The organism is Glycomyces albidus (genome assembly GCF_009451885.1).
Classification (GTDB): Bacteria; Actinomycetota; Actinomycetes; order Mycobacteriales; family Micromonosporaceae; genus Glycomyces; species Glycomyces albidus.
This window is the reverse complement of record NZ_WIAO01000022.1, coordinates 86,131-94,418: the sequence shown is the minus strand read 5'-3', so window position 1 is coordinate 94,418 and position 8,288 is coordinate 86,131. Positions and strand designations below refer to the sequence as shown.

Below are 8,288 nucleotides of genomic sequence, written 5' to 3'. Positions count from 1 at the left end.
ACCGTCAACGCCTACATTCGACCCTCGGCTACAAGACCCCCGCCGAGACCCTGGCCGAGTATTACGCTCGCGCCGCCTGAAACCCAACCGTTATGAGATCCGCGTCCAAGATCCTTGCTACACCTCACCCTAACACATTGCGGTGCATGGATACTGGTGACTCGGGTTGGGCTCTTGCTTGTTTCCTGGGAGGGTGAGCAGACCTTGGATTGTCGACGATGAGCTGTGGGCGTTGATCGAGCCGCTGTTGCCGGTCTGGCCTTCGAGGCGTCCTGGGCGGAAGCCGATTCCAGACCGGTTGTGCCGGCATGGAGTCCTGTTTGTGCTGCACACCGGGGTCGGGTGGGAGCACCTGCCGCGGGAGTTCGGGTTCGGTTCGGGGATGACCTGCTGGCGGCGGCTGGAGCGGTGGTGCCGGGCCGGTGTCTTCGATCGGCTGCATCACCTGGTGCTGGCCCGCCTGCATGCCGCCGGTGAGCTGGATTGGCCCCGCGTCTGCATCGACGCGAGCCATGGGCAGACACACGACGGTTTGGAAGCCGCTCCGGATGTCCTACTTTGCGACTATGAGTGACTAAGTGGGTTCTTGAATCGACTCGCTCGCTCAGAATTCTAGGCAGGCCCTGATTGCGAGGACGGCGCCGGCGCGAGCCCATTCGCCGAACTCGAACGGCTGGATGTCTATCGCGACCGGGGCACTCGTGGGGTGCCGGTTCGCTTCGATCGCGGCGTCGTTCTCGGCCTGCGCGAGTTCGGCGACGGCGATGCCGTCGCCGGTGATCACGATCTTCTCGGGGTCCATGGCGTTGGCGACGGTCGCGATCAACGCCCCCAACGCGCGCCCCGCGTCGCGGAATGCGGCGGCCGCGGCGTGGTCGCCGTTCCTGGCGAGGTCGACCAGCAGCAGTACTACACCGACTACCCGCTTATCCTCACCGGCGCCCTGCTCTCGACCGCCCCCCTGTTCATCCTCTTCATCTTCGCGGGAAGACAACTGGTCGCGGGCATCATGGCCGGAGCCGTCAAAGGCTGATCGAGCCGGCGCGGTCCAAGGCCCGCATTCGAACTTGTCCCGCAGGGGCGAGCGTCCGTCCGAAAGCGGAAGGTCGCCGGTTCGACCCCGGCCCTGGCCACCATCACCGCCAGGCATTCTCCCCGTCTACCAGTATGAACACTGGAAGGCGGGGATGCTTCGTTTCCGGCTCCGGGTCCGCCGCGAGCATGGCGGCGGCCTCCATCCGGACCGCTCGCGCTTCGCCCGCGCGGCGGCGTTTAAACCACCGCCATCCCCGTACCTCATGCATGAATCAACGGGCACACGTCGAAACGGGCACGCCACCAGACCCCGAAACTTCAAGATCAGTAGCCGGACATCAGCCGCCCACACCGACATCGCCAGGTCGGGTACGACCGGTTCGTCAGTCATCGCTGCTGCAAGATGCACCGCCAGGCAACTCGATCAGGTACCGGTTCGCCGCCGTGTCGAAGTCGACCTTGACCGGCGGCAGTTTGCGACGGAACTCTCTGGCGATCCATTCGTAGCCAGCCGCTGCGAGTCCGTCGATCTGGAAATCGGCCTCGACGATCCGGACGTCCAGGACCCGAATCTGCGCCGGGGGATCGGCGAGGCCGGCGAGCTCGAGGCCCCTTCGCATGCCGTGAGCCAGCATGTGCACCTCGTCCTCCGTGAGCCGGACCTGCATCGCACGAGCGAGATGCAGCGTCGTCGCTGCGGTGAGTCTGACCCCGGCCTCCGTGTCAGCACGGAAGCTGTATTCGCCGGTGAGCTGCACAAAGATGCCCCAGAGAGCGATCTTCCGGACGCTGTACTGGTGCGTGCGCGGCTGTCCGGGCCGGCTTCCTTGCGGTACCGCTGATACGAGCTCCTCAAGTCGATTGATTGCGCTCGGGACCGCAAGCTGGTGTGCGGTTCTGACGAGCCGGTCGTAGTAGGGCCGCGAGATGACGAGATCGTCTTCGAACAGCCACAAGCACAAGGTGTCGAACGCGAGTGAAACCTCACCGGCGTCGATGAGGAGTTTGGCATCCGCGAGCACGGACTCCCGTGTGATCGGGGAGTCGTCGAGCAGTTCAAGGACTTCGTCTGCGAGACGGAGGTGCTCCACTGACCCTCCTGGTGTGAGGACTAGGGGCGGGGCGTGAGCAGCTTACGATCCGCGTGCCTCGGTCAGCGACCAGGTGCCGCATGAACTCGCACACTGGGCCGGCGAGGTCGAAGCACGCGTTCGCCTGAAAAGCGGAAGGTCGCCGGTTCGACCCCGGCCCTGGCCACCATCACCACCAGGCATTTCTCCCCGTCTCCAGTGCGAACACTGGCAGGCGGGGATTGTTGTTTTTGGGGCCGATCGGTTCGGGGACCGTTTCCTCCTTGTGGGTCCGCGACCGGTTCCTGTCGGAGCACCGGGGTTGTGGCGTGGCATGATAAATGATGTGACATATAAGTGAGGGGCGGTCGCGGTGAGCAACGTTGAAGTCGAGCCCGAGGAGCTGCGGTGCGGCGCGTCCTCGGACGGCCGTCCGAGCGGGGCGCTCGAAGTCGAAGTGCTGACGGCGCGGGAGGTGCCGCTGGGCGGGGTGCGGGCGCTGCACGTGCGGCGGACGCTGCCGCAGCGGGCACGGACGCTCATCGGCGCCTGGTGCTTCGCCGACCACTACGGGCCGGTCGACGTGCCGTCCGGCGGCGGGATGGACGTGCCGCCGCACCCGCACACCGGGCTCCAGACCGCGAGCTGGCTGTTCAGCGGCGTGATCGAGCACCGTGACAGCCTCGGGACGGTCGGCCTGGTCCGGCCCGGCGAGCTCAACCTCATGACGGGCGGGCACGGGATCGCCCACTCGGAGGTCTCCACGCCGGAGACCGAGGTCCTCCACGGCGTCCAGCTCTGGATCGCGCTCCCCGAGGCGCACCGCGGCACCGGGCGCGCCTTCGAGCACTACAAGCCCGAGCCGGTCCGGATCGACGGCGCCGAGCTGCGGGTCTTCCTCGGTTCGCTCGCGGGGGCCGCCTCGCCGGTGCAGACGTTCACGCCCCTGCTGGGCGCCCAGATCGACCTCGAGCCGCACGCCCGGATCGCCCTGGGCGCGGATCCCGCGTTCGAACACGGCCTGCTCGTCGACGCCGGCGCGATCAGCCTGGCCGGCACCCGTGTCGAGGCCGCCGAAATGGGCTACCTGCCTTGCGGCGCAGACGAACTGACACTGGCGAACGAGACCGGGGCCCCCGCGAGGGCGCTGCTGCTGGGCGGGCCGCCGTTCGAGGAGGCGATCGTCATGTGGTGGAACTTCATCGCCCGCAGCCACGACGAGATCGTCAGGGCCCGCGAGGAGTGGGAGGCCGCCTCCGACCGGTTCGGCGCGGTCGAGGGCTACCCCGGCCGCCGGCTCCCCGCGCCGGCGCTGCCGAACGCGGTCATCACGCCCCGCGCCAACCCGGTCCGCCGGAGCCGGGCCGCCGAATGAACCGAACGAGCAGCCTTGACGGGGCTCGCAGCGGGAATAGCCGACGCGGCTGCCGCGTTGCGAGGTGTTAGTTGATGCGTCATATATGTATCGGGGTCCGACGCGGACCGCTGAGCCGGTCCGGAGGGGCCCGAGGCGCTTCGACCGTCCAGACCGCGCGACCAGAGGAGAGGAGCGCATGAACGACTTCAACGACTTCCTGCCGAACGGCGAGGCAGCGCCCGACCGGTTCGTGCGGGCGACGCACCTCTTCGACGGCGCCACCGCGAACGGACCCGTCGCCGCGCCGCGCGAAGAGGGCCCCTTCGAACGCTGGGAGCGCGCGGACGCCCGCTTCGAGGCCCGGGACTACATCGGCGCCGCGCAGCTCCTCGCCGCACTCGTCGAGGAGGCCCCCGAGCAGACGGCGCCCCGGCTCCTGCTGGCCCGCGCCTACTACCACTCCGCGCAGCTCCGCCGCGCCGAAGCGGAACTGCGCGCGCTCATCGACCGCGACCCGGTCGAGCACTACGCCCACGTCCTTCTCGGCCGCACCCTGGAACGCCAAGGGCGCCACGAGGAGGCGGGCCCGTGGAAGCGCATGGCCGCCGCCTTCGCCGGCGACGCCTAGGCCGGCGCCGGGGCACCCGGCGCCGGACACCCCGAACGAGCGGAGCAGGCCGGCCCGCTGCGGGTCCCGGCGCTGACCGTGGATAGTTGACGTGTCAACTAGTAGGATCGGCGGTGTGAACGACACCGTGCCGTGGCTCAGCGCCGAGGAGCAGCGCTCCTGGCGCTCCCTCGTACGGCTGCACCAGAAGCTCTTCTCCAGCCTGACCGCCGACCTCCAGGCCCGGTCCGGGCTCTCCGGCGCCGACTTCGAGGTCCTCGTCGCACTCACCGACGTCCCCGAGGGGCGCTTGCGCTTCCAAGACCTGGCCAAGGAGATCGAGTGGGAGCAGAGCCGCCTGTCCCACCAGATCCGCCGCATGACCAAGCGCGAACTTGTCGCCCGCGAGGAGTGCGCCGAGGACGGCCGCGGCGCGTTCGTGGTCATCACCGGCCGCGGCCGCGAGGTCATCGAGGCCGCCGCGGCCAAGCACGTCGTCACCGTGCGCCGCCTGGTCGTCGACGCCCTCACCCCGGACGAGTTCGCCGAACTCGGCCGGCTCTCGGCCAAACTCGGCGACCACATCACCGGCTCCCGCTAGCCGGTCACCGCCGCGGACCCGCCCGGCCCGACGCGGCGGTGACGGAGTTGTGATGAGCGGACCTAGCGTCGAAGGCGTTCACGTCAAGGACGCTGGGAGCCGCCGCATGAAACCGCTTCGGGACGACGAGCCGAGGGAGATCGGGCCGTACCGCCTGCTCGCCGAACTGGGCGAAGGCGGCATGGGCCGCGTGCTCCTCGCGGTCGGCGGTGACGGGCGGCTCGTCGCCCTCAAGGTCATGCGCCGCCACCTCCTCAACGACGACCGGTTCCGGTTCCGGTTCCGCCGCGAGGTCATCACCTCCCGCGAGGTCGCCGCGAGCCGCTGGACCGCCGCGGTCGTCGCGGCCGACGAGGACGCCGCCGAACCGTGGCTGGCCTCCGAGTTCTTCCACGGCCCCACCGTCGCCGAGGCGATCGCCGCGAACGGTCCGTTCGACGAGGACGCCGGCCGCCGCCTCGTGCACGGCCTCGCGGCCGCGCTCGCCGAGATCCACGCCATCGGCGTCGTCCACCGCGACCTCAAGCCCTCCAACGTGATCCTCACCGAGGACGGCGTCCGCATCATCGACTTCGGCATCGCCCGGACCCCCGGCGGATCCGGCGCGGACACCACCATCACCGAGACCGGCGCGCTCATCGGCGCCCCCGCGTACATGTCGCCCGAGCAGATCACCATGCGCCCCGTCGGCCCCGAGACCGACGTGTTCTCTCTGGGCACCACGGCGATCACCGCTACCACCGGCGCCAACCCGTTCGAGGCCGAGGCCCTGTTCGAGGTCATGAACCGCGTCGTGCACGGCGAACCCGACCTCGGCGGCATCCCCGGCGGACTGCGGGCCCTCATCGAACCGTGCATGGCCAAGGACCCCGCCGCGCGCGTCACCGCCGCGGACCTGCTCGCCCGCATCGGCACCCCGCTCGCCGGCCCCTGGCCGCCCGCCGTCGCCGCACTCGATGAGCAGCAGCGCGGCGAGGTCGCCGAACTCGCCCGCCGGAACGGCTGGGACACCGCCGTCCGACCCGACCGCACCGCCGTCATGTACGGCCCCGGGTTCGCCGACGCGGCCACCTGGATCCCCGACGGCACCACCGTCAGCGGCCCCCCGTACACCGGAGGCGGCTACCCGCCCCCGCCCGGCGGGGGAGGCGCCGCGGTCCCGCCCGGGCCCGTCCCGCCGCCCGCGAACCCGGACCGCCAGCCCCTCTATGCCGTGCTCACGGCCGCGGCGGTCGTCGCGTTCGCCGCGTTCCTCATCCTCGTCATCGGCGACGACGGCGAAGACGACCCCGAGTCCGGCAGCGGCACCGACGACCCCTGGGCCACCACCGGCGACTACGACTACGACTACGAGGAGGACACCTACGACTACGAGACCGATCCCGCCGCCGAGACCACCGCCGAATACGACCCGATCGCCGACGCCGCGGTCGGCGACTGCTTCTACGACTACGGGACCGAGACCGAGGCCGACCTCGAGTCGACCTCCTGCACCGACGGCGCCTTCGAGGTCGTCGACATCTACTACGGCACCACCGACCTCGACTCCTGCGACGGCGTCGACGACCTCTCGACCAGCGTGTCGTCCGCCGCGAACGACATGGTCCTGTGCCTGAGCTACCTGTACTCGTGGGGCGACGCCTACCACGCCGACCCCGGCGAATGCGTCTTCGGCTCCCCCGGCGAGGACTCCTACTGGGAGACCATCGAATGCCAGACGGGCGCGTTCGAGGTCCTCGAGCGCCTCACCGGCGTCGCCGACGACTCCGGCTGCACCGAGTCGACCTACTACAACCACTCGGTCTGGTTCACCACCTCGGAGTCCTATCTGGACGTCACGCTGTGCATGCGCATGATCTACCCGGACGACATCGGGTACGCGGGCCAGAACGACTGCCTCTCCATGAGCGGCGACCCCGACGCCGGCACCGCCTACTACGAGTTCAGCGACTGCGACGCCGCGAACGTGTACGTCACCGGCCGCACCGACGAGTACGACGCGGCCTGGTTCTGCGGCGACGACGGCTGGGCCAGCTGGCAGAGCGGCGACTTCCCCGAGCACGCCTACACCGTCTGCTGGCGCTGGCTCTAGCGCACGGCCGCGACCTCCTGCCGGTAGTCGCCGAACGCCGCCTCGACCTCCCACTTGTCGAGCCCGAAGCGCTCGAGCGTGTACGCGTGCGCGGTCTCGCGGTAGGGGTCGTCCACGATCGAGTTGAGCCCGTTGCGGTCGGCCGCGGTCCACTCCGCGCCGATCCGCTCGAACAGCAGCGGCGCGAACTCGTGCGGGTAGGTGGTGAACCGGTGGTAGCTGACGTCGGCGACGGCGTCCTCTGGCAGGGACCGGCGGAGCTTGCGGCCCCGGTCGATCGAGTCGGCGAGCACCGGCAGCCAGGTGCGGCCGATCGCGACCGGGTCGACCTCCTTGCAGTGCACCGCGGTCAGGCGTTCGACCAGGGAGCAGAACGACGGCACCGCGGCCACCGGGTCGCGGTGCATCCACACGAAGACCGCGTCGGGGAACACCTGCCGGATGACGTCGAGGTGGGCGACGTGCCCGGGGAACTTCAGGATCCACCGGCGCGGCCGCTCCCCGTACTGGAGCACTTGCAGGACCTGCTTGAGGTACCGGTAGTCGCCGGTGACGTCGGCCTGGTCGAGCCAGGGCCGGTAGTCGGGGAGCGGGGCGCAGCTCAGCGGGAAGTAGGTGCGCCACATGACCGCGATCGACTCCTCGGGCCGGTCGGCCCACAGCGGGTGGACGGCGTCGTAGTCGGGGGCGAGGCGGCGCAGGGCCGCGACCTGGCGCTCGACCTGGCGCACGACCCCGGCGCGGGCGGCGCCGTCGCGGCCGAGCCCGGTGCGCTGCATCTCCCACAGCAGCGGGCCGCGGTGGCCGGGGGCGGCGGCGAGGACCCGGTGGGCGAGGGTGGTGGCGGCGCGCGGGAGGCCGACGACGAAGACGGGCCGCTCCACCGGTTCGGCGGCGACGAGGGGGTTGTGGGCGTGGATCCACTTGACGCGCAGGCGGTTCTCGAGCCGCTGCTGGGCGCTGCGCAACTGGACCGTCCAGCCGAGCGGGGTGAGGTCGGGGACGGCGGCGAAGCACTGGAGGAGGAAGCCGAGGTCGTCGGCGAATGCCCAGTCGCTCGCGTCGGGTTCGGCGTCGGCGGCCGTGACGGTCTCGCGGACGCGGCCCCGCCAGGCCGCGAGCGCTTCCGCGGGGTCCCGGCGGGCCCGTGCGGACCGGCCGAGCGCGGCGTTGAGCACCATTCGTCGCATGCGGGTCCTCAGTGTCCTATAAGGAATGGATTGTCATTCCCAATCCGCGCAATACTACCGATAGGCCGGTATTCCGCACAGACCAGGTCTGACGGGTCCGAACCACCGGCCGCGACTAGAAGTCCCTTTTAGACTCATGCGGTTCCCGAAGGGAGTGATTCTCCTTGGGAGCGTTGAACATCGATGCGGGAGGCCCTGCTGTAGCGCGCGCAAGGCGGGTGCTAACCTGATCGCAGACTTGTCTTCGAGGGGTATGGGCCCTGACCGGCGTCCGCGCCGGTCAGGGCCTGTTTCGCGTCCCCGGCCCGCTGCGGTGCGTCACGCGCGGCAGCGGTT

The 8,288-nt window shown here is 70.1% G+C and carries 7 protein-coding genes, 1 tRNA gene and 2 pseudogenes; 7 read left to right on the top strand and 3 right to left on the bottom strand.

Features of this window, described 5'->3' with window-relative positions; all coding sequences use genetic code 11:
• Positions 1–208 precede the first annotated feature (208 nt).
• A pseudogene (locus GFD30_RS17480) lies at positions 209–511 on the top strand (transposase); the annotation flags it as partial.
• 93 nt (positions 512–604) lie between these two features.
• On the opposite strand, the gene GFD30_RS28005 reads toward GFD30_RS17480, so the two are convergent.
• Positions 605–901: an ROK family protein gene (locus tag GFD30_RS28005; protein WP_322633364.1), complete on the bottom strand. Its 297-nt coding sequence runs from the start codon at positions 899–901 to the stop codon at positions 605–607.
• Positions 902–907: 6 nt separating this feature from the next.
• Here GFD30_RS28005 and GFD30_RS28000 point away from each other — a divergent pair.
• Positions 908–1,033 (top strand): annotated as a pseudogene (locus tag GFD30_RS28000) (carbohydrate ABC transporter permease); the annotation flags it as partial.
• A gap of 385 nt (positions 1,034–1,418) precedes the next feature.
• On the opposite strand, the gene GFD30_RS17465 reads toward GFD30_RS28000, so the two are convergent.
• Positions 1,419–2,126, bottom strand: a complete 708-nt coding sequence (locus GFD30_RS17465) for a MafI family immunity protein (protein ID WP_153026468.1) — start codon at positions 2,124–2,126, stop codon at positions 1,419–1,421.
• A 96-nt stretch (positions 2,127–2,222) separates the two neighbouring features.
• Here GFD30_RS17465 and GFD30_RS17460 point away from each other — a divergent pair.
• The 5 genes from GFD30_RS17460 to GFD30_RS17440 all read left to right on the top strand — a co-directional run bounded on the left by GFD30_RS17460 (position 2,223) and on the right by GFD30_RS17440 (position 6,762).
• Positions 2,223–2,295 (top strand) — tRNA-Phe (locus tag GFD30_RS17460).
• Between the two features lie 183 nt (positions 2,296–2,478).
• Positions 2,479–3,480, top strand: a complete 1,002-nt coding sequence (locus GFD30_RS17455; protein WP_322633363.1) for a pirin family protein — start codon at positions 2,479–2,481, stop codon at positions 3,478–3,480.
• 178 nt (positions 3,481–3,658) lie between these two features.
• Complete coding sequence (locus tag GFD30_RS17450; RefSeq protein WP_153026467.1) at positions 3,659–4,090, top strand: tetratricopeptide repeat protein; 432 nt, start codon at positions 3,659–3,661, stop codon at positions 4,088–4,090.
• 115 nt (positions 4,091–4,205) lie between these two features.
• Positions 4,206–4,670: a MarR family winged helix-turn-helix transcriptional regulator gene (locus GFD30_RS17445; protein ID WP_322633362.1), complete on the top strand. Its 465-nt coding sequence runs from the start codon at positions 4,206–4,208 to the stop codon at positions 4,668–4,670.
• Between the two features lie 52 nt (positions 4,671–4,722).
• Positions 4,723–6,762 (top strand): serine/threonine protein kinase, encoded by a 2,040-nt coding sequence (locus GFD30_RS17440; RefSeq protein WP_153026466.1) that lies wholly within the window; start codon positions 4,723–4,725, stop codon positions 6,760–6,762.
• On the opposite strand, the gene GFD30_RS17435 is transcribed toward GFD30_RS17440, so the two are convergent.
• Positions 6,759–7,952 (bottom strand): sulfotransferase family protein, encoded by a 1,194-nt coding sequence (locus tag GFD30_RS17435; RefSeq protein ID WP_153026465.1) that lies wholly within the window; start codon positions 7,950–7,952, stop codon positions 6,759–6,761. The genes GFD30_RS17440 and GFD30_RS17435 overlap by 4 nt on opposite strands.
• Between the last annotated feature and the right edge of the window lie 336 nt (positions 7,953–8,288).

Coding starts and splice junctions, on each gene's coding strand:
- GFD30_RS17450 (WP_153026467.1), top strand. CDS start 3,659: ATGAACGACTTCAACGACTTCCTGCCGAACGGCGAGGCAGCGCCCGAC.
- GFD30_RS17435 (WP_153026465.1), bottom strand. CDS start 7,952: ATGCGACGAATGGTGCTCAACGCCGCGCTCGGCCGGTCCGCACGGGCC.
- GFD30_RS17440 (WP_153026466.1), top strand. CDS start 4,723: ATGAGCGGACCTAGCGTCGAAGGCGTTCACGTCAAGGACGCTGGGAGC.